Here is a 656-nt window from a genome sequence, read left to right as displayed (position 1 = left end):
TCCCGTAAGGGGAAGGGGAGAAGCTCCAACAGAGGTTGGAGCTTCTTTAGTTTCCTAGGCATTATTTAAATATTTTTTAACCCTGGCACTAGAACTGAGATTCCAGACGGCGACCCGTAAAGTTCTTCAGTCCCCTCAGCTTTTTCACAACCAAGTTCGGGATGGATTGGTGTGGGTCCAACTGAGCAAAGAGCACCAAGGTTAACTAGCATCTCTGTGAGATGCTAGTTAAACTAAGCTTAGCTTATAAACGATAGTTACCCGCAAGGGGTTATGTAATTATATTATAAAGGTCAAAATCAAACGGCCTTTAGTATATCTCGGCTAAAGCCATTGCTGACTGTACACCTGATACCTATATAACGGCTTGTCTAGCCGCGGCCTTAGAGAGCACTCATCTTGAGTTTAGCTTCCTACTTAGATGCTTTCAGCAGTTATCTATCCATGCGTAGCTACCCAGCGTTTCCCATTGGAATGAGAACTGGTACACAATTGGCATGTCCTTTCAGGTCCTCTCGTACTATGAAAGGCTACTCTCAATGCTCTAACGCCTACACCGGATATGGACCAAACTGTCTCACGCATGAAATTTTAAAGCCGAATAAAACTTGCGGTCTTTAAAACTAACCCCTTTACTTTCGTAAAGGCATGGACTA

1 rRNA gene is annotated in these 656 nt (G+C 43.6%); it reads right to left on the bottom strand.

Annotation, left to right across the window (positions count from 1 at the left end):
- Window positions 1-290 precede the first annotated feature (290 nt).
- A 23S ribosomal RNA gene (locus DL239_RS21980) occupies window positions 291-656 on the bottom strand; the annotation flags it as partial.

The organism is Parasedimentitalea denitrificans (assembly GCF_011813015.1).
In the GTDB taxonomy this organism is placed as follows: Bacteria; Pseudomonadota; Alphaproteobacteria; order Rhodobacterales; family Rhodobacteraceae; genus Parasedimentitalea; species Parasedimentitalea denitrificans.
Note: the sequence above shows the minus strand (reverse complement) of the source record. Positions and strands in the feature narration are given on the sequence as shown.